Genomic DNA, 26,264 nt, shown 5'->3' with positions numbered 1-26,264 from the left:
ACCCGAGGACCACGCGGCAGGCCTACCCGCAGCAATCGCTATGTGGACGCGCTCATGAACAAGCGCACCCGCTCCATTTTCATGACGCTACAAGCTGGCTGCACAGTCTGTCACGGTGACAAGGTTCACTGGCTAGGCCGTAACGCCCAAGCTGTCGCCGCCCGTCATTACGACAAGACCGGCCACCGCACATGGGTCATTTCTGAATCCCGCATCACCTATGGCGAGCGCGAACAACACCCCGACCTCTTCGCTGGAGCCGCGGCATGCTGATCATCTTGCGACAGGAGCTGGCCGATCGCGCCTGCGCTGCCATCGAGGACACGCGGGCCATCACCCTTCAGGCCAGCCTTGTCCTGTCCCCCGCCGCCGCATGGATGCTGGCACAAATGGAAGCCGACCGCGAAGGCGTCGATGCCAAGGATTTCCCGCACGACGACGCCTTCGTGAAACTTCCCTTCCTGCGCCAGTCCCCGCTGATGTCCCGCCTGGTCAAACAGATCCATGACGCCATCGGCACCGACAGCACCCACACCGATAACGGCCTGATCCGCCTAACCCCTCTGGGCCGCCTACGCATCCGCACCGCCATAGGAGAACCCGTTCTATGAAAGCTCAAACTTCAAACAGACGTAGCCTGACCTCGCTGGTGCAGCGGGCAATCCAGTCTGGCAATCATCGGGTAGACATCGATCCGGATGGCAAGGTTACCATCTTGCCTTTGAACGTCTCTGCTGCGCAGGCTGACAGCGTTGCGCTGGACGCAGAGATTGCTGAGCTGATCAATGGCCCTGCTGCCCATTAAAGGTATCCATATCGTCACGGCGCGGAGCAAAACCTATGTCTATGCATGGCGAGGTGGCCCCCGCCTGCATGCCCCTATGGGTACACCGGAATTCTTCAAAGAGTTGGCCGAGGTAACTGCGGCCCACACCGCCCCTGACAATAGAAAAATGCTGGGCCTTGTAGCCGATTATCAGGGCTCCGATGACTGGAAACAGCTGGCTGACAAGACCCGCAAGAACTGGACGCCATTCGTCACCAGCATCAAGGAAAAGTTCGGCAGCACAAGCATCGCCGCTTTTGACCGTCCCCTTATCCGGGTTGTGATACGCAAATGGCGCGACACCTATAAGCATTCGCCGCGTCAGGCCGATATGGCCCTTCAAGTGCTTTCAAGAATTCTATCATTTGGCGTGGCTGAAGGACGTTTGCAGGACAATGCCTGTCGCGGGATTCCGCGCCTCTACGCGAACAACCGCGCCCAGTTCATCTGGACTGATGCCGACATTGAAGAGATCGCAAAATTCGCATCGCCTGAAGTCATGTGGGCCGTTCGCCTTGGCGCACTAACCGGACTTCGCAAGTCGGATCTGCTGCGCCTGTCATGGTCGCATGTACAGGACTATTCCATTGAATGCCGCACAGGCAAAAGCAGCTACCAGAAAACAGCTGTAATTCCGCTCTACCGCGAACTCAAATCCCTGCTGGACACAATTCCCAAGCGTGCCACTACCATCCTGACCAATCAGGACGGCAAGCCCTGGAAGACCGGCTTTGATGCCTCCTATCGGCCCTCAAAGCTGAAAGCCAATATCGACCTGCACTTCCATGACCTGCGCGGCACTGCTGCCACCCGCATGTACATGGCCGGCCTTACCGTGCGCGAAATTTCCCAGATGTTCACATGGGGCGAAGACAAGGTGGAACGCCTGATCGACACCTACGTCAAGAAGGACGAGATCATGATCGACCGCATCCGCCGCATCGATGCGCTCGAAACGAGAACAGCCGCTGTAAAACATGCTGTAAAACAATAGGGGGCTAATAGCCGAAAACCCTGGCGCGCCCTGAAGGACTCGAACCTTCAACCGTCCGCTTAGAAGGCGGGTGCTCTATCCGGTTGAGCTAAGGGCGCATTGAGTTGAACAGGCGGACGGATAAGGGCGTTCGTGTGCGAGGGCAAGCCGCCTTGCCTGTTTCTTCCAGAGCTAAAATACAAAACGGGCCGAGACATAAAGTCTGCAGCCCGTTCGAAACTGGATTACAAGTCGGTTGATACGCTTAGTGCGTCCAAGATTGTTTGCGGTTGGTAGCGAAATTATCGGCATAGGCCTTGATAATCACCGGTGCTTCATTCGGCTCGTGCAGACGGAAAGCAATACCGTGACGCTCGGCATAGGCAATGGCATCTTCTTTGGTTTCAAAATTCAAGCGCACCTGACCGTTCATATCGGTCGTGCCACTCCAACCCATCAGCGGGTCATTGAAACGTGCCGAAGACGGTTCGAACTCGAGACGCCAATCGCTCGTCTTGGCCTTGCCCGACTGCATAGCGGTCTTGGCTGGGCGATAGATACGGGCAAGCATGGGCGTAGTCCTCAACAAACAGTCGTGCGCCGTCCATAGCCTTCCGCGCGCTGCGGGTCCAGACCTAGGTGAAGTCTGGATGCGATATCAGGCCGCGCAGCCTGTGCTGCCGTTATCAATCCAGCGACGAGCCGCACGTTGAGCCTCTGCCAACTCTTCGCTGCACATCTCTTCGCTCATCTCTTTGCGATAGGAACGAGCCTCCAGCGAACCTTTCAGCGCAGCCAGATTGAAGATCATATGCGCAGAAACGCGATCTAGAGGACAGCCATCCTGTCCTGAAGAATAAGCTAGGCCCAGCTTGAACAAGGCTTCGCCGTCCATTTCCGGCGTTGGTAACGGCAGGTGATCGGCCACAAGATCAGCGGCGTTCTCGAAATGCCCAATCATTGTCAAACCCTCCATGCAGGAACCTTCTGTCCCTATGAATGCAGGATCATTCAAATATCAACGGTTTGAAATTTTGGTTAACGGCCTCGTTGACCAAACAGGATACTGCGAGCCGTCTCGGCGTCCTTATCTCCGGATCCGAGATCACGACGTAAATCTGCCCCCACGGCCTTGCCTTTCTGGACAGCCGGCCGAGCGGCTATACGTTCGTACCAAGCCTTTAGATGGGGGAATGCTTCAAACGACTGCCCCTGAAGTCGTGGCAAAATCCAGGGCCAGCAGGCCATATCCGCAATCGAATAATCTCCGGCCAGATAATCACGATCCTGAAGTCGACGCTCCAACACTCCATAAAGACGGTGGGTTTCGTTGGTATAGCGGTTTACGCCATAGGCAAGTTGGCGCTGATCCTGGATCATGGCCGGAGCATACTGACGGAAATGGTGGGTTTGTCCCGCCATCGGGCCAAGCCCTGCCATTTGCCAGAACAGCCATTGATTAATCTCGATACGGCTACGCTCGTCCGCACCGTAAAATTGGCCGGTTTTACGGGCCAGATACTGAAGAATAGCTCCGCTTTCGAAGATGTTTATGGGCTGGCCGTCCGGTCCCTGCGGATCAGTAATCACTGGCATACGCCCATTGGGATTCAGTCGCTGGAACTCTGGCGTGAACTGCTCGCCACCGCCGATGTTCAGATAGCGCACAGTGTATGGCAGTCCCATTTCCTCAAGGGCAATTGTGATCTTATGGCCATTGGGCGTCGGCCAGAACCATAGCTCGATCGGTGCGGACATCGGCTTCACTCCATTCAAAAGCGAAGTGAATAGATGAACGCCATCAAGCCCGACGGCAAGCCGACATCCAGTTGCAGATCATTATCGCAACCTGAACCAATCTAAAAAATCGGTTCAGATTCGGTTCAGGCACACCGCTCCATGTTCCTCATCGACAGGGCCAAGACAAACGGAGTCGATGATGAAAACCAGCACCAGAGCCGCCATAGCCATTCTGGCACTGGCCACGACTGCTACCCCTATGCTTGCCCAGGCGCAGGACCGTCACCGCGATCGTGGCGACCGTCACGAACGCTATGATCGCAATGACAGGCACGATCGGTATGATCGCCGTAACCATCGGGGACCGCACCGTGACTGGCGCGCGGACCATCGCCCTGCCCCGCACTATGTCCGTCCCCGTCATGACGACAGGCGCTATGCCGGTCCGCCTCGCTGGAACCGACACGACCGCAACTGGTGGCGTGATCACCGTGATTTCCGTGATTATCGCGGCAATCGTGCAGGTTACTGGTACGCGCCCGGTTATGGCTATTATCGCGTAGACTCGCGTTACCACGACTATCGCTGGCGTGCAGGCTCATATCTGCCCGCAAACTATCGGAGCTATTATGTACGCGATCCAGACTTCTATGGTTTGCGCCCCGCTCCCTACGGATACCGTTACGTTCATGCGGGTAATGATATTGTTTTGATCGCCTTGGCTACCGGGCTGATCAGCAGCGTTCTGAGCGGTGTCTACTAAATCTTGAGTTTCAGTCTGAACTGGGCCCCGCAAGCTTTGTCTTGCGGGGCTTTTTTATCATTATGAAAACTAAAGTCCGTGTTCAGGCCGGGTTCATGGAGTGACGCCGATATTTAAGCCATGTAATTTTGGGTAAGGACCCGAAAATGAAACGCTCTCTTATGATGTTTGCGGCTGTGGCAGCATTCGTTGTTCCGGTTGTGACCCCGATGGCCGTTCTTGCGCAGGATCGCGCAGAAACACGTCAGGATGGACCGCGCCGTGAACGCAGCGGCGACCGCGCGTCACGCGGGACGGAAATCCGTCGCATTGAAAGCGCGCCCGCCCGACAACAAATGGAACGGCCGCAACGTGGACCGCGACCAGAACGCCCCGACAGGCCAAATGCCTCAACGCGTCCTGATCAAACGAACCGGCCGCAACGTCCGGATGGCGAACGTCCAAACAGGCCTGAAGCCGGTCGCCCTGACGGTAACAGGCCCGATGCGGGCCATCCGGATCGACCAAACAGACCGGATTACAATCGCCCTCAACGTCCTGACCACAACCGCCCAAACAGGCCTGAGGCCGGTCGTCCCGACTGGAGCAACCGCCCCAACCGACCCGATAGCGGGCGTCCAGATTTCCCCAATCGACCGGACTGGAACAGACCGGATCGACCGGACAGGCCGGATCATAACCGTCCGGACTGGAACCGCCCAAACCGCCCCGATGCAGGACGTCCTGACAGGCCGAACCATTCCACACGCCCGGATCATCGTCCGAACAGACCGAATTGGAACGGCGGTCGTGACTATCGTGACTTCTACAATCGTTGGAACCGTGATCAGTGGCGCCGTGACTGGGATCGACGTCACCACAGCGACTGGTGGCGACATGATCACCGCTTCCGTGGCTGGTCCGGTGTAAGAGTAGGTTTCTATTTCGCGCCCGGATATGGCTATTACAGCGTCCCGCGCAGCTACTGGAACCGCCAGTGGTATGAAGGCCAATATCTGCCAGACGTCTTCTGGCGCTATCAGGTCAATGACTGGCGCACCTATGGGCTGGGCTACCCGCCTCCGGGGACGCGCTGGGTCTATGTCGACAACTCGATCTATCTGATCGACGACTATGATGGCTACATCATCGAGGTTATCCGCGACGCTTGGCGCTGGTAAGCCTTTGATAGCGACATAAAGAAAGCCCCCGAAGTCACTGACCTCGGGGGCTTTTTACATATATAATCCGAACCTCTAGTCGCTCAAGCAGGGAGCGACCGCGTCGCGAGCGTTGGCGACAACCGAGGGTTGGGTGGCCGCAGCCCCCAAGTATTAAAGCCCCAGCTTTGCTTTAAGGATGTCGTTCACCGCAGCAGGGTTAGCCTTGCCGCCAGTGGCCTTCATCACCTGACCGACGAACCAGCCAATAGCTTGCGGCTTCTCGGCGACAGCAGCAGCCTTGTCCGGATTTGCAGCGATCAGATCATCGACAGCCTTCTCGATGGCACCCGTATCGGTCACTTGCTTCAGGCCGTGTTTCTCGACGACCTCAGCCGGAGAGCCTTCGCCCTTCCAGACCAGATCGAACACTTCCTTAGCAATCTTGGACGAGATGACGTTGGTTTCGATCAACTCGACCAGTTCGGCAACGTGCGCCGCAGGAAGCGGGCTTTCGCTGAAGTCCTTACCGTCAGCAGTAAGGCGCGCCGATAGTTCATTCGTCACCCAGTTGGCAACCAACTTCGCGTCACGGCCCTTGGCAGCAGCTTCGAAATAGTCGGCCTTAGCCTGTTCCGAGATCAGGACGATGGCGTCGTATTGCGACAGACCATACTGGTCCATCAGGCGACGGCGCTTGTCGTCCGGAAGCTCTGGCAGGCTAGCCTTGATTTCATCGACCCATGCCTGTTCCAGAACCAGCGGCAGAAGGTCCGGATCCGGGAAGTAGCGGTAGTCTTGCGCTTCTTCCTTCGAACGCATGGAGCGGGTCTCGCCCTTGGTCGGGTCGTACAGGCGGGTTTCCTGATCGACCTTGCCACCGTCTTCGACGATCTCGATCTGGCGACGGGCTTCGTAGTTGATAGCCTGCGCGATGAAGCGGAACGAGTTAACGTTCTTGATCTCGCAACGGGTGCCGAGGAAGCTGAAGTCGCCGGTTTCCTTAAACTTGTCGTAGTTGCCGACCGGGCAAACCGACACGTTCACGTCCGCACGCAGGTTGCCCTTCTCCATGTCACCGTCGCAGGTGCCGAGGTACATCAGGATGGTGCGGATCTTCTTCACATAGGCAACGGCCTGTTCCGGCGAGCGGATGTCCGGGCGCGACACGATTTCCATGAGGGCGGTGCCCGCACGGTTCAGGTCGACATAGGACTCCGTCGGCGACAGGTCGTGGATCAGCTTGCCCGCATCCTGTTCAAGGTGCAGGCGCTCAATGCCGACATTGAAGAAGGTGCCGTCTTCGGCCTCGACCTCAACGACACCCTCACCCACGATCGGGTGATACAGCTGGCTGATCTGATAGCCGGTCGGAAGATCCGGATAGAAGTAGTTCTTGCGGTCAAACTGCGACTTCAGATTGATCTGGGCGCGAAGGCCCAGGCCCGACTTCACAGCCTGCTCGACGCAGAACTTGTTCAGAGTCGGCAGCATGCCAGGGAAACCGGCGTCAACCAGCGAGACCTGCTCGTTTGGACCAGCGCCGAAACCGACAGCAGCGCCCGAGAAGAGCTTGGCCTTCGAGGCCACCTGAGCGTGGATTTCCAGACCCATGACGATTTCCCAATCGCCCGTGCGGCCTTTGATGACTGTTGCGTTGTCGCTCATGCTCACCACCACTTGGCCGGTTTGGAAACAAAACCGGCGCTGTCTTCGATCGCGCCTGCGACCTTGAAGACGGTATCTTCATCCAGTGCCTTGCCGATGATCTGCAGACCCAGCGGCAGGCCGTTTGCGTCCAGACCTGCCGGAACCGAAATGCCCGGAAGACCGGCCAGATTGGTCGTGACGGTGAAGACGTCGTTCAGATACATGGTCAGCGGGTCGATCTGCTTGTCGCCCAGCTTGAACGCAGCCGACGGGGTCGATGGCGTCAGGATGGCATCCACCTTGCCCCACACATTGTCGAAGTCCTCGGCAATACGACGACGCACCTTCAGGGCGCGCACGTAATAGGCGTCATAGAAGCCAGCCGACAGCACATAGGCACCGATGGTCAGGCGGCGCTGAACTTCCTTGCCAAAGCCCTCTGCGCGCGAAGCGGCATACAGATCATCCAGCGACGAGAACTCTTCGGCGCGGTGGCCAAAACGCATGCCGTCATAACGGGCGAGGTTCGACGAAGCTTCTGCCGGAGCCACGATGTAATAGGTCGGCAGGGCGTATTTGGTGTGCGGCAGGCTGATCTGGACGATCTCGCAGCCAGCGGCCTTCAGCCACTCGACGCCCTGCTCCCACAGCTTCTTGATCTCTTCCGGCATGCCGTCGATCAGGTATTCCGCCGGAACACCGATACGCAGGCCCTTGACCGACTGGCCAACCGAAGCGGACCAATCCGGTGTCGGAACGTCGAGACTGGTCGAGTCCTTGGTGTCGAACGAGCACATGGATTTCAGCAAGATCGCCGAGTCTTTCACCGTCTTGGTGATCGGTCCTGCCTGATCCAGCGACGAGGCAAACGCCACCATGCCAAAACGGCTGGCGCGGCCATAGGTCGGCTTGATGCCCACGGTGCCGGTGAAGGCTGCCGGTTGGCGGATCGAGCCGCCGGTATCCGACGCGGTCGCGGCAAGGCACAGGTCAGCAGCCACAGCCGAAGCCGAACCACCCGACGAGCCACCCGGCGTCAGTTGCGCGTCATCGCCCTGAGCTTTCCACGGGTTTACAACCGGACCGAAGGCCGAGGTCTCGTTGGCCGAGCCCATGGCGAACTCGTCCATGTTCAGCTTGCCCAGCATGACAGCGCCGTCGCGCCACAGGTTGGCAGTGACGGTCGATTCATACGGCGGAACAAAGCCGCGCAGCATGTTCGAGCCAGCAGCCGTCTGAACACCCTCGGTGCAGAACAGGTCCTTGACACCCAGCGGCGCGCCTTCCAGTGAACCGCCCTCGCCCTTGGCGATACGAGCGTCGGATGCGCGGGCCTGTTCCAGAGCCTTCTCGCCCGTCACTTCGACGTAGGCGTTCAGCTTGGGGTTCGAGGCTTCGATCTGGGTCAGGAAGGATTTGGTGATTTCTTCCGACGAGAATTGCTTGGACTTGAGGCCTTCGACGGCATCGGCCAGCGTCAGTTTTGTCAGGTCGCTCATTATTTACTCCACGACCTTCGGGACGACGAAGAAGCCGTCTGCGGCCTTGGGCGCGTTGGACAGGACATCGGCAACCTTGTCGCCGTCGGTCACAACGTCGTCACGCAGGCGCAGTGTCTGGGCCACGTTCGAGGTCATCGGCTCGACACCGTCTACGTCCACCTCGTTCAGCTGCTCGATCCAATTCAGGATGCCGTTCAGCTCCTGGGCCAGCGGCTCCAGTCGATCCTCGGGGGTCTTGATACGGGCGAGGTGGGCAACCCGCCTCACCGTCGCGGCGTCGATAGCCATGAAAGTCTCCGAAATATCCGGCGGCACAACGATAGGGAGTCGTCGCGCCCACAATAAAGAAGTGGGTTACCGCTCTGCCGCGCCTTCGACAAGCGGTTCCCTATGTAATATGAGGTGTTTGTGCCTGTATTTGACCTAAAAGACCTGCCCGCCGCCTGCCCTCCGAACACCTCGTGGATCGGACTGGACCTTGGCGAGAAAACCATCGGCGTCGCCGTGTCCGACGCCAGCCGCATGATCGCCAGCCCGCTCCAGCTGATCCGCAAGACAAAGTTTACGCAGGAAGCCGAGGCGCTGTTCAAGCTTATGGACGGACGCAATGTGTCGGCTCTGGTGATCGGCCTGCCACTAAACATGGACGGCACCGAGGGGCCGCGCGCCCAGTCGTGCCGCGCCTTTGCCCGCAATCTGGAACGCATCCGCCCCATCAATATCGCCTTTCAGGACGAGCGCCTGTCCACCGCTGGTGTAGAGCGTTTCCTGATCGAGGAACTGGACCTGAACCGCAAACGCCGCGCCGAGGTTGTGGACCGCACAGCCGCGTCATGGATTTTACAGGGCGCGCTGGATCAGCTGCGTATCAGCAGCGGCCAAATCTGAGACAATCGGAAACCTGATGTGACGCTATCTAGCGATGTGATGGCGTCACACTATTCCCTCAAGGGCCGGACACGCCTATAGCGGCTTCTCGATGACCCAAGCCGCACATGTCACCGAAATCATTCAGGAGCGGCTCACCCCGTTCCCCAAAGCCCACTTCCTCGCTGCTGCGGATTTAAATCCGCCCGCCGCCATGGCTTTGCTCGATCTGGCCGACGCTTTCGTCGACTTTAACCGCCAGTCCGCCAAAGGCATTGACCTGATGCGCGGACAGACGGTTGTGAACCTGTTCTTCGAGAATTCGACCCGCACCAGCTCCTCGTTCGAGATCGCCGCCAAGCGACTGGGCGCAGATGTTGTGACCATGCCGGTTGCCTCGTCTTCGGTGAAGAAGGGCGAGACCCTGATCGACACCGCCGTGACACTGAACGCCATGAAGCCGGAAATCCTTGTGGTGCGCCACTCGGCCTCAGGCGCGGTGGACCTGCTGTCGCAGAAGGTCGGGTGCGCCGTTGTAAACGCCGGTGATGGCCGCCACGAACATCCCACACAGGCCTTGCTGGACTTGCTGACCCTGCGTCGCAGTTTTGGCGATGTTGGCGGCCTGACGGTCGCGATCTGTGGAGACGTGACCCACAGCCGCGTGGCGCGTTCCAACATTGCCCTGCTACAGATGATGGGTGCCAATGTTCGCTTGGTCGGCCCCACCACCCTGATCCCGAGCGTGGCCCGGCGCTGGAATGTCGAAATCTTCCATGACATGAAGGAAGGACTGCAAGGCGTTGATGTTGTTATGATGTTACGCCTGCAAATGGAACGAATGGCAGGGGCGCTCATCCCGTCCACGCGCGAGTATTTCCGTTTCTGGGGTCTGGACCGTGAAAAGCTGGCCTATGCCAAGCCCACAGCCAAGGTCATGCACCCCGGCCCGATGAACCGTGGCGTTGAAATCGATTCCGACGTTGCCGACGATCTGTCTGTTTCGTTGATTCAGGACCAGGTCGAGATGGGCGTGGCTGCCCGTATGGCTGTGCTGGCCGCCCTCGCCCATCGCCGCGCGGGAGACGAATAATGACCATTACCGCTATCCTCAATGCCCGCCTGATTGATCCTGCCAGTGACTATGATGGCGCTGGTGGCGTCATCATCGAGAACGGTCGTATCAAAGAGGTCATGCACGGCTCGGCCCAGTCGGCTCCGGCTGGCGCGGCTGTCATTGATGCCCAAGGGCGCATCCTTGCCCCTGGCCTGATCGATATCCGCGTGAAAACCGGCGAGCCGGGTAACGAGCCCAAAGAAACCTTGAAATCGGCCAGCCTGTCTGCGGCTGCGGGTGGCGTGACCACAATCGTCATCCAGCCCGACACCGATCCGGCCATCGATGATCCCGCCACCATCGACCACATCCGCCGTCGCGGTGCCGCGCTGGAACTGGTGCATGTCCACGCTGCCGGTGCGGCCACCCAAGGCCGTGAAGGTGAGCGCATGGCTGAAATCGGCCTGATGGACGAAGCCGGTGCGCTTTATTTCACCGACGTAGACCATGTGATCCGCAACAGCCGCACCCTGCAACGGGTGATGAGCTACGCAGCCTCGTTCAACGCCCTGATTTCCTGCCGTCCGGTAGAGCCGTGGCTGTCGGAAGGCACAGTCGCGACGGCGGGCGAACTGGCCACGCGCCTTGGCCTGTCGGGGCAACCCGCTCTGGCCGAGCGTATCCAGTTGGAGCGCGATCTGGCTCTGGTAGAGCAAACGGGCGCACGTTTCCTTGTCGACCAGATTTCAACCGAAGGCGCTCTGGAAGTCCTGACCCGCGCCCGCACGCGCGGTCTGGATGTTGCGGCATCGGTTTCGATCAACCACCTGTGCTTCAACGAGATCGATATCGGCGACTACCGCACCTTCTATCGTCTTGATCCGCCGCTTCGCACCGAAGATGACCGTCAGGCGATGATCGAAGGCATTCGTGACGGCTTGATTGACGTGATTACCTCGGCGCATTGCCCAGAACCGGCGGAAAACAAGCGCCGTCCGTTCGCTGAGGCTGAACCCGGCGCTGTGGGGCTGGAAACCTTGCTGGCCGCGGCTATCACCAATCTGCACCACGATAACGGGATCGACCTGATCGACGTGCTGCGCCCGATGACGCAAAATCCGGCCAACTTGCTGGGCCTCGACAGCGGTGTGATTGCCCAAGGTGCACCCGCCGACCTGATCCTGTTCGATGCGGGTGCGCCCATCGTTGTGGACGCGGCCAAGCTGAAGTCCAAGTCCAAGAACTCGCCGTTCGACGGACGTCGCCTGCAAGGCAAGGTCTTGCTCACCATCGTCGACGGCCGCATCGTCTACGATCAGCGCGCATAGGAGCGAATCAAAGTGCAGGATTTGGCGGCCCCCGCCTTGGCGACCCTCGGTCTGGTGACACTTGCCGGTTATCTGCTCGGTTCCATACCTTTTGGTGTGCTGTTGACCCGTGCGTTTGGTGCGGGTGATGTCCGCAAGATCGGCTCTGGAAACATTGGTGCCACCAATGTGCTGCGTACCGGCCGTAAGGATTTGGCTATCGCCACCCTGTTGCTGGATGCCGGCAAGGGCGCTGCGGCCCTGCTTCTGGCCCGCTATATTACCGGTAGCGAAGTCGCTGCAGCTCTGGCCGGTGGTGCAGCCTTCCTTGGCCACCTCTATCCAGTGTGGCTTAAATTCAAGGGCGGCAAGGGTGTCGCAACCTTCTTTGGCCTGATGCTGGCCGCGCACTGGCCTCTGGGACTGGTGGCCGCACTGATCTGGCTGGTCTGCGCCTTTGCCTTCCGTATTTCCTCTCTGTCGGCCCTTATTGCGTCGGCGGTAACACCCCTGATTGGCATTACTTCGGTGGCGTCTATGGGCTTTCCTATCACCAAGCCGATCTATCTTCTGGCCATCTTTGCAGCAGTCCTGATCTGGTTCCGACACCATGAGAACATCGGGCGACTCATCAAGGGACAAGAACCCAAGATCGGCGGCAAGAAGGCAGGAGACGTCAAAGCATGACGGCCCTGCCGGAGGCCGAGCGTATTGCCCGCCTCCGGCTGGCGCGGACCGATAAAATCGGTCCCGTCACCTTTTCCCAGCTTTTGCAGCGTTTCGGCAGTGCGATCCGCGCCATCGACGTCCTGCCCGATTTGGTCCGCCGCAGCGGTCGTGCAACCTATAATCTGCCCGATACCCGCACCATAGAAGCCGAGCTTGAAGCTGGACACGCCTATGGGGCCACGCTCTTGGTTCGTGGCGATGCCGACTACCCCGTGCGGCTTTCACATATTGACCCACCGCCTCCCGTTTTGTGGGTGAAGGGGCGTAAAGATCTGCTGCATGATGAAACGATTGCCATTGTCGGCGCTCGGATTGCTTCTGCTGGCGGGCTACGCATTGCCCGCGATCTGGCCCGCGAACTGGGTCAGGCAGGACATGTGGTTGTTTCCGGCCTTGCACGCGGGATCGATACCGCCGCCCATTCCGGCGCGCTGGAAACAGGTACTGTCGCAGTTCTAGGGGGCGGCATCGACGACATCTATCCGCCGGAAAATGCCGAACTACATGCCAAAATCGGCGAAACCGGCTGTCTGGTATCGGAAAGCCCCATGGGAATGCGGGCTCAGGCGCGCGATTTTCCACGTCGCAACCGTATATTGTCAGGCCTTTCGCGTGGAGTGATCGTCGTCGAGGCCGAACTGAAATCCGGCTCGCTGATTACTGCACGCATAGCCGCCGAGCAGAATCGCGACGTGTTTGCGGTGCCCGGATCACCGCTTGATCCCCGCACACGCGGTACCAATGACCTGTTACGTCAGGGGGCCATCCTTTGCGAAGGTGCCGAGGACGTGCAGAGGGCGTTTACAACGCTTCGCACTCTGTTCGAGCCACAAGCCATACCGGATTTCGAACCTGTTACGGCTGAGCCAGCACACGATGTGATCGAGCAAATCGCACGCCTGTTATCGCCCGTCCCCACGGCGACGGATGAATTGTCGCGCCATCTGAACTTGCCCGTAGCAACGATTGCCGCCGCCCTGCTGGAGCTAAGTCTGACGGATCGGGCCACCCTGCTACCGGGTGGGCTGGTTTCCAGCATGTAGACGGGTACGGTATCGCTTGTGCTCAACGCTTTGCCATTTCCGCCGCCAGTTCCAGCAAGCATGCCAGTCGCTCGTCGCCCTGCCCTCGCGCCATTTGCGCCAGTTCTCTGGACATGCTCCCTACATATTCACGGATATGGGTGACGCCCTTCGGCAGCGCCTCACAGGCTCTGTCCCGTACTTCGTCCGCTTGAACCTGATTGCGCAAAACCGGCATAGCCACTCCCTCACAGCGCCCAGCTTTGTCATATGTAACCTTAGGTTGCATTTTAATGCAACACACACGTTCCGGCATGCGTTGTTTTCAAGGCGCATTGACATATCCATCGGTCGCAACCACGTTCGCGCCCCCGTTTCCTCGAATAGAGCGCCATGAATCTCGTCATCGTCGAGAGCCCCGCGAAGGCTAAAACAATCAATAAGTATCTGGGGCCGGACTATAAGGTCCTGGCTTCCTACGGGCATATCCGGGACTTGCCGTCCAAGGATGGCTCGGTCCTGCCCGACGATGACTTTGCCATGCAGTGGGAAGTGGACGCCAAGGCCACCAAACGCCTGTCTGAAATCGCCGAAGAAGCCAAGAAGGCCGACCGCGTTATCCTCGCGACCGACCCCGACCGCGAGGGAGAGGCGATCAGCTGGCACGTTCTAGAAGTGCTGAACAAGAAGAAGGCCCTGAAGGATACGCCGGTCGAGCGCGTGACGTTCAACGCGATCACCAAGTCGGCTGTCCTCGAAGCTATGGCTAATCCGCGCCAACTGGATATGGAACTGGTCGAGGCCTATCTGGCCCGCCGCGCTCTGGACTATCTAGTGGGCTTCAACCTGTCGCCGGTTCTGTGGCGCAAGCTGCCGGGTGCCCGCTCGGCGGGGCGCGTTCAATCGGTTGCCCTTCGCATCGTTGTCGATCGCGAAATGGAAATCGAACGCTTCAAGCCGCAGGAATACTGGTCGGTCGAAGCCGATCTGATTGCCGACAGCCCGCCCTTTACCACCCGTCTGGTTAAACACGAAGGCAAGCGTGTTCAACGCCTTGATATTGTTTCCGAAGCCATGGCGATCTCCGCTCGCGACGCCATTGCCGCGGGCAATTTCACCATCAAATCCGTCGAGAAAAAACCGGCCAAGCGCTCGCCCTCGCCGCCCTTCACCACCTCGACCTTGCAGCAAGAAGCCGCCCGTAAGCTGGGCTTCACGGCCCAGCGCACCATGCAGGCCGCACAGAAGCTGTATGAAGGCGTGGACGATACCGGTGGTCTGATCACCTATATGCGTACCGACGGCGTCTTCGTGACACCTGAAGGTATCGCACAGGCCCGTGAGGCCATCGCCCAGCGCTTTGGTCCAGCCTATGTCCCGTCCGAGCCGCGCTATTACAAGACAAAGGCCAAGAACGCCCAAGAAGCGCACGAAGCCATTCGTCCGACCAACATGATGCGCAGTCCCGATACCTTGCGCCTCGATAGCGACCTTCAACGCCTCTACGAGCTGATCTGGAAGCGCATGATCGCCTCGCAGATGGAGTCGGCCAAGCTGGACCGCACCACGGTCGAGATCGAAACGCCGGATGGCCTGACGGGCCTTCGCGCGACCGGTCAGGTTATGGTGTTCGACGGCTTCATCGCTGCCTATGAAGAAGGCCGCGACGAGAAACAAAAGGGTGCCGAGGACGACGAGGACGAAGGTGGCCGCCTGCCTGCACTGAAGGAAGGTGCCGCGGCACAGGTTCAGGCCATCCGCACCGACCAGCATTTCACCGAGCCACCTCCGCGCTTCTCGGAAGCCACGCTGGTCAAGAAACTGGAAGAACTGGGCATAGGTCGCCCCTCGACCTATGCCTCGATCCTGACCACCCTGCGCGACCGCGAATATGTCCGCATGGACAAGAACCGCTTTTATCCAGAAGACAAGGGCCGTCTGGTCACTGCCTTCCTCGAGCAGTTCTTCACCAAGTGGGTGGAATATGATTTCACCGCCGCTCTGGAAACCCAACTCGATGAGGTATCCGCCGGTGATCTGGACTGGAAGGCGCTGCTGCGTTCGTTCTGGGCTGATTTCCATGCCGCAACGCAAGCTGCTGGCGAACTACGTACCACGGCCATCCTCGATCACCTGAACGAGGCACTGGGCGCGCACATCTTCCCGGACAAGGGTGACGGTCGCGATCCGCGTCTATGCCCCGTGTGTAACGAGGGTCAGCTTAGCCTTAAGACCAGCCGTTTTGGCGCCTTCATCGGATGCTCGCGCTATCCAGAATGCAAGTATACGCGCCCTGTGGCTTCGCCCGAAGGCGCAGAAGGCGGTGCTGAAAACGGTGACCGCGAACTGGGTGTCGATCCGGCAACCGGCAAGACCGTGCAACTGAAAATCGGTCGCTTTGGTCCCTATGTGGAAACCGAAGCCCTTGAAGAAGGTGCCAAGCCGCGTCGCTCCAGCCTGCCCAAGGGATGGTCACCGGCCTCGCTGGATCTGGATCGCGCGCTAAAATTGCTCAGTCTGCCGCGTCTCGTGGGTGAACACCCCGAGGATGGCAAGCCGATCACTGCGGGTCTGGGCCGCTTTGGCCCCTTCGTTGCGCATGATGGCACTTATGCCAGCGTGTCCGATATCGAAGAGGTGTTTGATGTCGGCCTTAACCGCGCGGTTGCGCTGCTGGCCGAAAAGCGTGCCGGCCGTGCAGGCCGTGGTGCTGCAACCGCGCCGCTCAAGGAACTGGGTAACCACCCTGAAGATGGTGCCGCCGTTCAAGTCATGGCGGGTCGCTATGGCCCCTATGTGAAATGGAATAAGATCAATGCCACCCTGCCCAAGGGCACCGAGCCGGACGACATGACGCTGGAAGTGGCCCTGCCTCTTCTGGCGGCCAAGGCTGGTGCTGCCCCCAAAAAGAAGGCTGCTGCCAAGAAACCGGCTGCAAAGAAAGCCGCTACGACCAAGGCAGAAACAGCCAAAAAGCCGACAGCGAAAAAACCCGCTGCTAAGAAAGCACCGGCCAAAAAGGCCGCCGCTAAAAAAGAAGCAGAGTGAATGATGCGCCGGGGTTGTTTTACAGCCCCGGCCTTCCTTTGATCAGGGTGTTCTGGACACGGCGTCCAATAGGATCACGCCCGCTCCATTGATCACCGATTTTGGCTTCAAAATAATCCGTACAAAATCTGCTGAGCAGCAGTCTGGGTCGAATACCACTCAGACACAGTTTGCCCCCTTCAAGCGACCATCGTGCCGTCATCGAGCGCCCGTCGCTGAAAAACGCACGATAGCTACCATCAGCATCGAACCAGTGATGAACCTGACCGCCATCGCGATAGGTACTCACGATCGTATTGCCGTGTGTTGCTGCCATCCCGCGATCACTAGCCAAAGACTGCGAGGCGCACGAAGCAATCAAGACAGCCACAAACCAAAGTCCGCGCATCTGTAACTTTGCCTTTCGCCAATACATTTCGATCAAATGTCTACGTTCGCAAAAGCACTCTGGATTTCGAAAAAAGTTGACTGTGGCGTAGGGCTTTACATATACCGCCCCAAGCTCGGAGCAGGATTGGCGATGCGCGCCGCCCGCTCGCCCACGAGGGGCGGCTCCGTCAGCTAAAGACGTCGTTGACGTTATCCTCTGTCCAATCAGGACTCTATGACCGAGTTTTCCAAGCTGGGCCTATCGCCCACGACCCTGCAAGCCATTGCCGAAACAGGCTATACCGAAGCCACACCAATCCAGTCTCAAGCCATTCCTGTGGCGCTAGTCGGGCGTGACGTCCTCGGGATTGCGCAAACCGGTACCGGAAAAACGGCTGCATTTACCCTGCCGATGATTGATCGTCTGGCAAGTGGTCGCGCCCGCGCCCGTATGCCTCGTGCTGTCGTACTGTGCCCTACCCGCGAACTGGCCGATCAGGTTGCTGAAAATTTTGCCAAATACGCCAAGGGCACTCGCCTGAACTGGGTGCTGCTGATCGGCGGCGTTTCGATGGGCGATCAGGTGGCTATGCTGAACAAGGGCGTGGACGTCCTTATCGCAACCCCGGGCCGACTGCTTGACCTGTTCGATCGCGGAAAAATCCTGCTCACCGGCGTCGAAATCATGGTCGTGGACGAAGCTGACCGCATGTTGGACATGGGCTTCATTCCCGACATCGAACGCATTTTCAAACTGACACCCCCCCGCCGCCAGACCCTGTTCTTCTCGGCCACCATGCCGCCCGAAATCACTCGTCTGACGCAGCAGTTCCTGAAGGACCCGACCCGTGTCGAGGTTTCGCGTCCGGCCCAGACCGCCGATACAATCACCCAGCATATTACCCGTCTGCCCGTTTCTGATCCGAAGGCTAAGCGCACGGCCCTGCGCATGTTGATCGAACGTTCGGACGTCCAAAACGGTATCGTTTTTTGTAACCGCAAGTCTGACGTGGATATTGTTGCCAAGTCGCTCGCGGTTCACGGTTTCAATGCCGCTCCAATTCATGGCGACCTAGATCAGGCTCTGCGCATGAAGACGCTGGCCGACTTCCGTAACGGCGAGTTGAAACTTCTTGTCGCTTCGGATGTGGCCGCACGCGGTCTGGACATCCCTGCGGTCAGCCACGTCTTTAACTATGACGTGCCACACCATGCCGACGACTATGTCCACCGTATCGGCCGCACCGGCCGCGCTGGTCGCACGGGCGATGCGTTCATGATCGTGACCCCGTCGGATGACAAGTCACTCGACAAGGTTCTCAAACTCATCAAGAAAGAGCCGGTCGAACTGCCTCTGGACGAGATTGATTTCACCACTATCAACGACCGTTCGCGCAGCAGCGAAGGCCGCCCAGACCGTGGCCGTCGCGACCGCAGCCGCGAAACCAAGACCGCCAACCTGGAAGCCTTGCCTGTCGAAACCTCGTCAGATGATAAAGCTGCCCCGTCTGTTGTAGCCGAACAATCAGAAGAAGGACGTTCGCGTCGTTCACGCTCGCGCCGCAAGCCGGAAGCCGTCGTTGAAGCCTGTGAAACTGTTTCTATCGAAACAGAAGCAAATGATCTCAGCCCGAAGGCGGACAAGCCCTCACGTCAACGCGGACGACACAACCGCAAGTCATCTTCCGACGCAGAAAAAGCAATGGATCTCGTCCAGACAAGCACGGCGTTCGGTGACGAAATCCCTGCATTCCTGCGCCGTCCGGTCCTCCTGCCAAACTGATACAAGATTTGTCTTTGACTTAACCTGCGGGTTACGCATTTTCCCTAGGTTAAACCTGCAGTAGTCGGGGGGAACCGATGAGTGAGCATGTAGATACAGCCGTTCGAGGCCCTCAAGCCTACGCTCTAGCTGGCCAGGCACTTGAGGCCATGGAGGCCGCCAAGGTTTGGCCGACGCCGCTAAACTATGAACTTTGGCTACATTTCATTTCTACACCAGACAGCCCGCTGTCACAGGAAATGCGACGTCTGCTCGAGATTCACACGACTTTCACAGACGCTGTTTCAGAATCGCTGGCGACAGAGTTCCTTCCTCGTAGTCGTTTGTCCGAAGAAATCCGTGATGCTGGTGTGGTTTTAAACCGCGAACTAGCAGCAGTGGCCATTGCGATCGACAAGGCTAGGGAGATTCAGATCCAGTACGCCGACACCTTGTCAGACGCCAAGGATCAACTGGATCAAAGCATCCCCACCAATCCTCTGGCAGAGTTGGTGGGAATGCTCTCCAAAGCGACGCGCCGTATCCAGCGCCATACGGTCGTGCTCGAAAAACGCCTCGAATCTTCCCACACCGAAGTCAACAAGTTGCGGACGCACCTTGAACAGGTTCGCCGTGATGCCATGACGGATGCGTTGACCAATCTCCCCAACCGCAAAGCCTTTGACGAAAAGCTGGTCGCTCTCTGCTCATCAGCAGACAAAACCGGTAGTATCGTCAGTCTGGCCGTTGTCGATATCGATCATTTCAAGCGCTTCAATGACACTTGGGGACACCAGACCGGCGATCAGGTTCTACGCTATGTGGCCAGTGCGATTGCGCGCATCACCACACCCACGCGTGTCAGCGCCCGGTATGGCGGCGAGGAATTTGTCATCGCCTTTACGGACGAGAACGCCGTTCAGATCGAAAATATCCTGAACACCCTACGCGTTGACATTGCTTCGCGCGCGCTGCGCCGTCGCTCTACAAATGATGACCTAGGGATTGTGACCATCTCTACCGGCTATGCGACACGACAGCCGGAAGAGACACCGTTCGAGCTTATGGAACGTGCAGATGCCGCACTTTATGTCTCCAAACGCTCCGGACGAAACCGTACGACCAGCGCAGAAGCGACATCGAAACCCAGGGTTGTGACCACGGTCTAATACTGTGGTCACAACCTTGGTTGTTTGCACCCTATTGGGCAGGGATAACCGCGCCCTGATATTTCTGAGCAATAAAGGCACGCGCCGCTTCGCTGCGTAGCGCATTGGCTAGTGCGACCACGCGCGGGTCATCCTTGTTGTCAGGACGCGCCACCAGATAGTTTACATAAGGGCTGTCCGCGCCCTCAAGAGACAGGGCATCCACGCGTGGGCTGAGTCCAGCGTCCAGCGCATAGTTGGTGTTGATTACAGCGCCATCAACCTGAGGCAGGATACGCGGAATCGTCGCGGCCTCTACTTCGCGGAACGTCAGACCTTTACGGTTATCCTGAATATCCGCAACGGTTTGCAGCGGATTCTCACCCTTTTTAAGGGTGATCAAACCAGCAGACTGCAGGAGCAGTAGAGAACGGCCCGTATTGGACGCATCGTTCGGCAGAACAATCTCTGCACCATTTGGCAAGTCAGCTAATTTGGTGTGCTTCTTGGAATAAAAACCCAATGGCTCAACATGAATCCCCGCCACCGTGACCAGATCGCCGCCTCGAGCCGTATTGAACTCTTTCAAATAAGGTTCAGTCTGGAAATAGTTCGCATCCAGACGCTTTTCGAGCAGCTGAACATTGGGTTGAACGTAATCGTTGAAGACTTTGATATCCAGGGTAATTCCCTCAGCAGCCAACAACGGGCGGACGATTTCCAAAATCTCGGCATGCGGAACCGCCGTCGCGCCGACACGCAAAGGCTTGGATGCATCCGGCGCAACCGCTTCTTTGTTACCACCACAGGCTGCGATGAAACCGACAGCAGCCAATGCAGCAGCATTTAGCAAAAAGGAGCGGCGAGCGAACATGAAAAGCCTCGAATGTAAGTCAGCGATGCGAGACTTTAGCCACTAGCCAGTCGCCAAGCATCTGTAGAATTTGAACAAGTACCAGCAGCAGAACTACGGTGACAAACATCACATCGGTCTGGAAGCGCTGATAACCAAAACGAACAGCAAGGTCGCCCAATCCTCCTGCACCGACAACCCCTGCCATGGCCGTATAACCGACCAATGCGATCGCAGACACAGTGGCACCGGCGATAATCCCCGGTAAAGCTTCAGGCAAGAGAGCGCGCGTAACGATCTGGAAGGTAGATCCTCCCATGGCCTGTGTCGCCTCGACAACCCCGTGATCGACTTCACGCAGCGCATTCTCGACCAGTCGCGCGTAAAACGGAGCAGTTCCTACCACCAGAGGCGGAATAGCGCCCAGCACCCCGAGCGAGGTGCCCACCAGCAACATGGTCAGGGGGAGCATGACGATCAGCAGAATGATAAAAGGCAAGGAACGCAGCACGTTTACGACAAACGACAGCACAGCGTTGACCACAGGATTAGCCGCCAGCCTGCCCTTGCCCGACAAGAACAACAGCACGCCCAACGGAATACCGATCGCCACCGTCAGCGTCAGCGAGCCTGCCAGCATCAGCAATGTGTCGATACTGGCCTTGCCGACCTCCAGCCAGTTTACATTGGCAAACATCAGCGTGTCTCCCTGTTCGGGATAGCTTCAACAGCCACACCATTTTCAGCCAATCGCGACATGGCCGCAGAGGCATCGCCGCCCGTAAAGACGACCAGAAGCTGGCCGCAAGGTTCGCCGCGGATACGGCTGATGCGGCCGGAAAGAATCGAGTAGTCGACACCTGTTTCACGCGCGACGCGGCTCAATTCCGGCTCATAGGTCGAAGCGCCACGGAAGGTCAGTCGCGCCATCTGTCCGCCCACAGGGGCCATGGTGGCATCAAAACCGTCATCGTCCTCTGCCAGCATGGCCTGCGTAACGGGATGGGCCGGATTCAGGAAAACATCTGCCGTCCGGCCTGTCTCGACCACCTTGCCGTCCTTCAGGACTGCCACACGATCACAGACGCGGCGTACCACCTCCATCTGGTGGGTGATCATAACGATGGTCAAACCCAGTTCGCGGTTCAACTGGTCCAGCAGATTGAGAATGTCTTCGGTCGTTTCGGGATCCAGCGCACTGGTCGCTTCGTCACACAGCAAGACCTGCGGCCCACAAGCCAGAGCACGGGCAATACCGACACGTTGCTTTTGACCGCCCGATAACTGCCTTGGATATTTTTTGGCGTGTTCGGCGAGGCCCAACTGCGCCAAAAGCTCGGCTACACGCGCCGTGATCTCGGCCTTGGGGCGCCCCTCCAGCATCAGCGGAAACGCCACATTGGCTTCAATGGTTTTGGAATTCAGCAGGTTGAAATGCTGAAAAATCATGCCGATGCGGCGACGGGCCTTTAACAGGCCCTTGGCATCAAGAGCCGTGATATCCTCGCCATCGACAATCACCCTGCCCCCGTCCGGCGTTTCCAGACGGTTGATCGTGCGGATCAGTGTGGACTTGCCTGCCCCCGAGCGACCGACGACGCCAAAAATCTCGCCGCGACCGATTTCAAGATCAACATTATCCAGCGCCACGCGGTCCCCCGCACGGCTGCTGTAACGGCGGGTGACGCCTTCTAGACGGATCATGCGTTGTCGGATTCTGCCGGAATAATGGTGACACTCTCGCCGCAACCGCAGGCGTCAGTCTCGTTGGGGTTACGGAACACAAATTTGGACGACAGACGTGTTGTCACAAAATCGATTTCCGAACCGATCAGGAACAAGATCGCCTTGGGTTCAATCAGAACCGTCGCGCCCTTGTCTTCAACCACCTCGTCCATCGGCTCGATACTGTCCGCATAGGCAAAGGTGTATTCCTGACCGGCACAGCCACCGTTCTTAACACCCACACGCAGGCCCACAATCGGACGATCTGCATTGGCCATCAGTTCGCGTACGCGAGCGGCCGCTGCGTCCGTCAGGCTTACGGCCTTGGGGCGCGGTCTACGCGGACGGACAGAGGTCTGGATTTCACTCATGGTTATAAATCCCGAGCCTAGAACATGTTGAGGGCCAGTTTGGCCTCGTCGCTCATCTTGGAGGCATCCCACGGCGGATCAAAGGTCAGGTTGGCGCGCGCGGAACGTACCCCCTCGACCGTCATCACAGCCGCTTCGACCCAGCCCGGCATTTCGCCCGCAACCGGACAGCCGGGAGCCGTCAGCGTCATGTCCACGACCACATCCTTGTCGTCGTTCACATCGACGCGGTAGATCAGTCCCAGCTCGTAGATATCGACTGGAATTTCAGGATCATAGACGGTTTTAAGCGCCGTGATCAGATCATCGGTCAGCTTGTCGAGTTCCGCTTGCGACAGGGCGCTCTTTTGCGGCTCGTCCCACGTCGCGGCGAAATCGGCACTTTCGGTGATCGCGTTGTCAGTCTTGGCGTCCATGATCGTCACACAAAGAAGTTGCGCGCTTTAATCAGCGCGTCGGCGAAGGCATCTGCCTCCTCCAGAATATTATATAGGGCGAACGAAGCCCGCGTGCTTGAAGTTACACCCAGACGTTTGGCCAATGGCTCGGCACAGTGCAATCCAGCCCGCACGGCGACACCGTAACGGTCCATAATCTGCGCCACATCGTGGGCATGGGCACCATCGACCGTGAAGGCCAAAACTGAGCCTTTACCTTCGGCAGTCCCTAGAATGCGTACCCAGTCCAGTTCGCCCAAACGCTGTGCCGCACGGTCGTAAAGCGCCTGTTCATGGGCATGGATCGCCGCCGGATCAAACCCCGACAGCCATTCCAGTGCCGTGCCCAGACCGATCGCCTCCAGGATAGGCGGCGTTCCGGCCTCGAAGCGGTGCGGCGGACGCGCATAGGCGATGCGTTCCTTTTCGACCGTCTCGATCATCTCGCCACCACCCTGATAGGGCGGCAGGGCTTCTAGAGCTTCCATGGTGCCATAAAGGGCACCAATGCCGGTGGGGCCGAACAGCTTGTGGCCGGTAATGACGTAGTAGTCACAGCCGATGGCCTGAACGTCGGGTATCGCGTGGACAGCGCCCTGACACCCATCAACCAGCACACGCGCACCGGCGGCGTGGGCCAGACGGGTGATCTCGGCGACCGGATTGATCGTGCCCAGCACATTCGACATGTGCGTGACCGCCACCATCTTGGTGCGTTCGTTCAGCAGGCCTCTAAAGGCCTCCATATCCAGCGAACCATCATCAAGGATCGGTGCCCAGCGAAGAACAGCGCCTTTGCGTTCGCGCAGTATATGCCACGGTACGATGTTCGAGTGGTGCTCCATCTCGGTGACGATGATCTCGTCACCCTCGCGGATATCCAGACTGATCCCGTTGGCGACCAGATTGATCGCTTCGGTGCCGCCCTTGGTCCACACGATCTGTTCGGAGCTTTCCGCATTCAAGAAACGGGCAACGATTTCGCGGGCTTGCTCAAAGGCCTCGGTGGCCTCGTTTGACAGGGTATGCAGGCCACGATGGACGTTGGAATAGCCGTTCTCCATCACCGAAACGAGACGATCAATGACGACACGCGGTTTTTGCGCCGAGGCCGCATTATCCAGATAAACCAGCGGACGGCCATTGATCTGGCGCTTCAGGATCGGAAACTGATCCCGAACCGCCGCCACATCAAATGCCGGTTTTACAGACGTGCCGTCAGCCATTGCGTAACAACCTCCCGCACATCGTCCTGTTCGATACGATCAACCACTTCGTTCAGGAAGGCCTCGGTCAACAGGGCACGGGCTTCTTCGGCCGTGATACCGCGAGCCTGCATGTAGAACAGAGCCGCCTCGTCGAGCGTACCGACCGTATTGCCGTGCGCGCACTGGACTTCGTCCGCATAGATGATCAGCTCGGGCTTGGCGTCGATTTCCGCGCGTTCGCCGTCGATAAGCGCGTTGTGCGCCATACGGGCATCGGTGCCGTCTGCGCCACGCTGTACGACGATCTTGCCTTGGAACACGCCGCGCGAAGTTTCGCGGGCCACGCCTTTGGTCAACTGGCTGGTTGTGCCATGCGCTTCCAGATGATCGACAACCGAGGTCAGGTCGGTATGTCGAGCGCCCTTCAGCAGATACAGGCCATCCATGCGGGCATCTGCGCCATGGGCATGATGTGCCAGGCGGGTTTCAAAGCGTTGCAGCCTTGCGCCGGTCGTCAGCACGGTCTGGCGGTATTTCGCACCCGCAGCCAAGTTCACCTCGGCCTCGGTGACAGACACAGCCAGTTCCGGCTCGTCAATCAAGACGATGCGGGTCACTTCGGCACCCGTCGCGATATCAATATCAATGCGGTTGTGGGCGACATAATCGCCCCTGCCCTCGTGGCTTTCCAACAGCAGCAGTTTGGCACCGGCTTGGGCCTTGATCGACACACGGGCGGTGTGGCCCGTGGCCTCGGCATAGGATACCAGACGGACCTGAACCGTGGCCTGATCCGCAGCCGAATATTCGATGCTGCCGTGACCATTGGCCAGTGACAGAACTTCTCCGCCCAAGGACACAAACGGGCCTGAACCCTTTACATCGACCGCACCGGAAAGCTTTGGCACCTCACGAAGAATGCGCGCCAAGTCACTGTATTTCCACGCCTCGACACGACGCGACGGATAGGTCGCAATATCGTTCAGATCAAAACGGGCAATGGCGTTCACGCGGCGTTCGGCAGGTATTTGTCATACCCTTCCGCCTCAAGCTCAAGAGCCAGTTCCGGACCGCCCGAGGCCACGATACGGCCAGAGACCAGAATGTGGACCTTGTCCGGTTTGATATAGTCCAGCAGGCGCTGATAGTGGGTGATGACCAGCATGGAACGGTCGGCGCGACGCAGGGCGTTGACGCCTTCGGACACGATACGCAGGGCATCGATGTCCAGACCGGAATCCGTTTCATCGAGGATCAACAGCGATGGCTCAAGCATGGCCATCTGCAGGATTTCCATGCGCTTCTTCTCGCCACCGGAGAAGCCGACATTGAGAGGACGCTTCAGCATGTCGAAGTCCATTTTCAGGCTCTTCGCCGCTTCCTTGACCAGTTTGAGGAAAGCCGGTGCCGAAATCTCGTCCTCGCCGCGCTGACGACGCTGGGCGTTCATAGCCGTGCGCACAAAGGTCAGGCCCGGAACGCCAGGGATCTCGACCGGATACTGGAACGACAGGAATACACCAGCCGCCGCACGCGCCGCAGGATCAAGCTCCAGCAGATCCACACCGTTCCATGTCACCGAGCCTTGAAGAATCTCATAGTCGGGGCGCCCTGCAATCGTGTTGCCAAGAGTGGACTTGCCCGCGCCGTTCGGGCCCATAATGGCGTGAACCTCGCCCGCCGGAACTTGCAGTGACAGGCCTTTGAGGATGGCATTATCTTCAACAGAAGCGTGAAGGTTATCAATCTTAAGCATTGTAATTCTTCT

30 protein-coding genes and 1 tRNA gene are annotated in these 26,264 nt (G+C 58.5%); 14 read left to right on the top strand and 17 right to left on the bottom strand.

The window, feature by feature from the left end:
* Positions 1-54: 54 nt before the first annotated feature.
* Genes WEU32_RS07575 through WEU32_RS07560 form a run of 4 tightly spaced genes read left to right on the top strand, consistent with a single transcriptional unit; the run spans position 55 to position 1,820 of the window.
* A complete protein-coding gene (locus WEU32_RS07575; protein WP_406851464.1) occupies positions 55-273 on the top strand; it encodes a hypothetical protein in 219 nt (72 codons plus the stop codon).
* A complete protein-coding gene (locus WEU32_RS07570) occupies positions 267-611 on the top strand; it encodes a hypothetical protein (RefSeq protein ID WP_406851463.1) in 345 nt (114 codons plus the stop codon). The genes WEU32_RS07575 and WEU32_RS07570 overlap by 7 nt, the downstream gene beginning before the upstream one ends.
* On the top strand, positions 608-805 hold the full coding sequence (locus WEU32_RS07565) for a hypothetical protein (RefSeq protein WP_406851462.1): 198 nt from the start codon (positions 608-610) through the stop codon (positions 803-805). The genes WEU32_RS07570 and WEU32_RS07565 overlap by 4 nt, the downstream gene beginning before the upstream one ends.
* Positions 786-1,820, top strand: coding sequence for a tyrosine-type recombinase/integrase (locus WEU32_RS07560; protein ID WP_406851461.1), 1,035 nt, complete (start codon positions 786-788; stop codon positions 1,818-1,820). The genes WEU32_RS07565 and WEU32_RS07560 overlap by 20 nt, the downstream gene beginning before the upstream one ends.
* A gap of 21 nt (positions 1,821-1,841) precedes the next feature.
* On the opposite strand, the gene WEU32_RS07555 is transcribed toward WEU32_RS07560, so the two are convergent.
* The 4 genes from WEU32_RS07555 to WEU32_RS07540 form a co-directional block, all read right to left on the bottom strand.
* Positions 1,842-1,918: transfer RNA gene (locus tag WEU32_RS07555), tRNA-Arg, on the bottom strand.
* 146 nt (positions 1,919-2,064) lie between these two features.
* On the bottom strand, positions 2,065-2,370 hold the full coding sequence (locus WEU32_RS07550) for an ETC complex I subunit (protein ID WP_312137229.1): 306 nt from the start codon (positions 2,368-2,370) through the stop codon (positions 2,065-2,067).
* Positions 2,371-2,457: 87 nt separating this feature from the next.
* On the bottom strand, positions 2,458-2,775 hold the full coding sequence (locus WEU32_RS07545; RefSeq protein WP_312137231.1) for a sel1 repeat family protein: 318 nt from the start codon (positions 2,773-2,775) through the stop codon (positions 2,458-2,460).
* A 62-nt stretch (positions 2,776-2,837) separates the two neighbouring features.
* Positions 2,838-3,557 carry a glutathione binding-like protein gene (locus WEU32_RS07540; RefSeq protein ID WP_406851460.1) on the bottom strand — a complete coding sequence of 240 codons (720 nt, stop codon included), beginning with the start codon at positions 3,555-3,557 and terminating at the stop codon, positions 2,838-2,840.
* A gap of 181 nt (positions 3,558-3,738) precedes the next feature.
* On the opposite strand from WEU32_RS07540, the gene WEU32_RS07535 reads away from it, so the two are divergent.
* On the top strand, positions 3,739-4,302 hold the full coding sequence (locus WEU32_RS07535; protein WP_312137235.1) for an RcnB family protein: 564 nt from the start codon (positions 3,739-3,741) through the stop codon (positions 4,300-4,302).
* Between the two features lie 146 nt (positions 4,303-4,448).
* Complete coding sequence (locus tag WEU32_RS07530; protein ID WP_406851459.1) at positions 4,449-5,462, top strand: RcnB family protein; 1,014 nt, start codon at positions 4,449-4,451, stop codon at positions 5,460-5,462.
* A 153-nt stretch (positions 5,463-5,615) separates the two neighbouring features.
* Here WEU32_RS07530 and gatB read toward each other — a convergent pair whose 3' ends face one another.
* From gatB to gatC, 3 genes are read right to left on the bottom strand one after another with little or no spacing between them, the layout of a single operon-like run.
* A complete protein-coding gene (gatB, locus tag WEU32_RS07525; RefSeq protein ID WP_406851458.1) occupies positions 5,616-7,109 on the bottom strand; it encodes an Asp-tRNA(Asn)/Glu-tRNA(Gln) amidotransferase subunit GatB in 1,494 nt (497 codons plus the stop codon).
* Positions 7,110-7,111: 2 nt separating this feature from the next.
* Positions 7,112-8,590 carry an Asp-tRNA(Asn)/Glu-tRNA(Gln) amidotransferase subunit GatA gene (gatA, locus tag WEU32_RS07520; protein ID WP_406851457.1) on the bottom strand — a complete coding sequence of 493 codons (1,479 nt, stop codon included), beginning with the start codon at positions 8,588-8,590 and terminating at the stop codon, positions 7,112-7,114.
* A gap of 3 nt (positions 8,591-8,593) precedes the next feature.
* Positions 8,594-8,881, bottom strand: coding sequence for an Asp-tRNA(Asn)/Glu-tRNA(Gln) amidotransferase subunit GatC (gene gatC / locus WEU32_RS07515; RefSeq protein WP_406851456.1), 288 nt, complete (start codon positions 8,879-8,881; stop codon positions 8,594-8,596).
* 120 nt (positions 8,882-9,001) lie between these two features.
* Between gatC and ruvX the strand changes: the two genes are divergently transcribed.
* The 5 genes from ruvX to dprA all read left to right on the top strand — a co-directional run bounded on the left by ruvX (position 9,002) and on the right by dprA (position 13,596).
* Positions 9,002-9,481, top strand: a complete 480-nt coding sequence (ruvX, locus tag WEU32_RS07510; RefSeq protein ID WP_406851455.1) for a Holliday junction resolvase RuvX — start codon at positions 9,002-9,004, stop codon at positions 9,479-9,481.
* A 91-nt stretch (positions 9,482-9,572) separates the two neighbouring features.
* The gene (locus WEU32_RS07505) at positions 9,573-10,553 is read left to right on the top strand and encodes an aspartate carbamoyltransferase catalytic subunit (RefSeq protein ID WP_167178237.1); all 981 of its coding nucleotides are present in this window, start codon (positions 9,573-9,575) and stop codon (positions 10,551-10,553) included.
* Positions 10,553-11,845: a dihydroorotase gene (pyrC, locus tag WEU32_RS07500; RefSeq protein WP_406851454.1), complete on the top strand. Its 1,293-nt coding sequence runs from the start codon at positions 10,553-10,555 to the stop codon at positions 11,843-11,845. Before WEU32_RS07505 ends, pyrC begins: the two co-directional genes overlap by 1 nt.
* A gap of 12 nt (positions 11,846-11,857) precedes the next feature.
* Positions 11,858-12,511, top strand: coding sequence for a glycerol-3-phosphate 1-O-acyltransferase PlsY (plsY, locus tag WEU32_RS07495; protein WP_406851453.1), 654 nt, complete (start codon positions 11,858-11,860; stop codon positions 12,509-12,511).
* A complete protein-coding gene (gene dprA, locus WEU32_RS07490; protein WP_406851452.1) occupies positions 12,508-13,596 on the top strand; it encodes a DNA-processing protein DprA in 1,089 nt (362 codons plus the stop codon). Before plsY ends, dprA begins: the two co-directional genes overlap by 4 nt.
* Positions 13,597-13,618: 22 nt before the next feature.
* On the opposite strand, the gene WEU32_RS07485 is transcribed toward dprA, so the two are convergent.
* Complete coding sequence (locus WEU32_RS07485; protein ID WP_406851451.1) at positions 13,619-13,813, bottom strand: hypothetical protein; 195 nt, start codon at positions 13,811-13,813, stop codon at positions 13,619-13,621.
* Positions 13,814-13,968: 155 nt separating this feature from the next.
* On the opposite strand from WEU32_RS07485, the gene topA reads away from it, so the two are divergent.
* The gene (topA, locus tag WEU32_RS07480) at positions 13,969-16,623 is read left to right on the top strand and encodes a type I DNA topoisomerase (protein WP_406851450.1); all 2,655 of its coding nucleotides are present in this window, start codon (positions 13,969-13,971) and stop codon (positions 16,621-16,623) included.
* Between the two features lie 19 nt (positions 16,624-16,642).
* Here topA and WEU32_RS07475 read toward each other — a convergent pair whose 3' ends face one another.
* Positions 16,643-17,038 carry a hypothetical protein gene (locus WEU32_RS07475; RefSeq protein ID WP_406853411.1) on the bottom strand — a complete coding sequence of 132 codons (396 nt, stop codon included), beginning with the start codon at positions 17,036-17,038 and terminating at the stop codon, positions 16,643-16,645.
* Positions 17,039-17,227: 189 nt separating this feature from the next.
* Between WEU32_RS07475 and WEU32_RS07470 the strand changes: the two genes are divergently transcribed.
* A complete protein-coding gene (locus WEU32_RS07470) occupies positions 17,228-18,775 on the top strand; it encodes a DEAD/DEAH box helicase (RefSeq protein ID WP_406851449.1) in 1,548 nt (515 codons plus the stop codon).
* Between the two features lie 77 nt (positions 18,776-18,852).
* On the top strand, positions 18,853-19,923 hold the full coding sequence (locus WEU32_RS07465; protein ID WP_312137257.1) for a GGDEF domain-containing protein: 1,071 nt from the start codon (positions 18,853-18,855) through the stop codon (positions 19,921-19,923).
* 31 nt (positions 19,924-19,954) lie between these two features.
* Here WEU32_RS07465 and WEU32_RS07460 read toward each other — a convergent pair whose 3' ends face one another.
* The 8 genes from WEU32_RS07460 to sufC are packed head-to-tail and all read right to left on the bottom strand — an operon-like array spanning position 19,955 to position 26,252.
* Positions 19,955-20,776 (bottom strand): MetQ/NlpA family ABC transporter substrate-binding protein, encoded by an 822-nt coding sequence (locus WEU32_RS07460; RefSeq protein ID WP_406851448.1) that lies wholly within the window; start codon positions 20,774-20,776, stop codon positions 19,955-19,957.
* Positions 20,777-20,795: 19 nt separating this feature from the next.
* Positions 20,796-21,452, bottom strand: a complete 657-nt coding sequence (locus WEU32_RS07455; RefSeq protein ID WP_312137259.1) for a methionine ABC transporter permease — start codon at positions 21,450-21,452, stop codon at positions 20,796-20,798.
* On the bottom strand, positions 21,452-22,459 hold the full coding sequence (locus WEU32_RS07450) for a methionine ABC transporter ATP-binding protein (RefSeq protein ID WP_312137261.1): 1,008 nt from the start codon (positions 22,457-22,459) through the stop codon (positions 21,452-21,454). The genes WEU32_RS07455 and WEU32_RS07450 overlap by 1 nt, the downstream gene beginning before the upstream one ends.
* Complete coding sequence (locus WEU32_RS07445; RefSeq protein ID WP_167178225.1) at positions 22,456-22,851, bottom strand: iron-sulfur cluster assembly accessory protein; 396 nt, start codon at positions 22,849-22,851, stop codon at positions 22,456-22,458. Before WEU32_RS07445 ends, WEU32_RS07450 begins: the two co-directional genes overlap by 4 nt.
* 17 nt (positions 22,852-22,868) lie before the next feature.
* Positions 22,869-23,267: an SUF system Fe-S cluster assembly protein gene (locus WEU32_RS07440; protein ID WP_167178224.1), complete on the bottom strand. Its 399-nt coding sequence runs from the start codon at positions 23,265-23,267 to the stop codon at positions 22,869-22,871.
* 5 nt (positions 23,268-23,272) lie between these two features.
* Positions 23,273-24,514, bottom strand: a complete 1,242-nt coding sequence (locus WEU32_RS07435; RefSeq protein WP_312137267.1) for a cysteine desulfurase — start codon at positions 24,512-24,514, stop codon at positions 23,273-23,275.
* On the bottom strand, positions 24,493-25,506 hold the full coding sequence (gene sufD / locus WEU32_RS07430; RefSeq protein ID WP_406851447.1) for a Fe-S cluster assembly protein SufD: 1,014 nt from the start codon (positions 25,504-25,506) through the stop codon (positions 24,493-24,495). The genes WEU32_RS07435 and sufD overlap by 22 nt, the downstream gene beginning before the upstream one ends.
* A complete protein-coding gene (gene sufC, locus WEU32_RS07425) occupies positions 25,503-26,252 on the bottom strand; it encodes a Fe-S cluster assembly ATPase SufC (RefSeq protein WP_406851446.1) in 750 nt (249 codons plus the stop codon). The genes sufD and sufC overlap by 4 nt, the downstream gene beginning before the upstream one ends.
* Between the last annotated feature and the right edge of the window lie 12 nt (positions 26,253-26,264).

Source organism: Brevundimonas sp. BH3 (assembly GCF_045345115.1).
Lineage (GTDB): Bacteria > Pseudomonadota > Alphaproteobacteria > Caulobacterales > Caulobacteraceae > Brevundimonas.
The sequence above is the reverse complement of the archived record's forward strand: the minus strand, read 5'-3'. Positions and strand labels throughout refer to the sequence as shown.